This window comes from Burkholderia sp. IT-111MI5 (assembly GCF_949752865.1).
GTDB classification, from domain to species: Bacteria; Pseudomonadota; Gammaproteobacteria; order Burkholderiales; family Burkholderiaceae; genus Burkholderia; species Burkholderia pyrrocinia_C.
In genome coordinates, this window is the sequence record NZ_CATKIF010000060.1 from 1 (window position 1) to 306 (window position 306).

General features: G+C 65.4%; 1 pseudogene. It reads left to right on the plus strand.

What is annotated here, in order from left to right:
- Positions 1-306, plus strand: a pseudogene (locus ACM6JT_RS29360) (hypothetical protein); the annotation flags it as partial.

The window sequence follows — 306 nt, forward strand, 5'->3', positions numbered from 1 at the left end:
TGAATCGCTGGCAGTGGTGTACGACGGCACGGCGAAGGACAAGGTCACGCTGGCCGGCGCAAACGGCACGACGCTGTCGAACGTGAAGGCAGGTACTGCCGACCTCGACGCGGTGAACGTGAGCCAGTTGAAGGACTCGGGCCTGATCGGCGGCGACGGCAAGGCAATCGCTGCCGTGACGTACGACCGCAACCCGGACGGTTCGCCGAACTACGGTTCGGTGACGCTGGGCGACGGCAATGGTCCGGTGAAGGTGACGAACGTAGCGGACGCAACGGGCGACAGCGACGCGTTGAACCTCGGCCA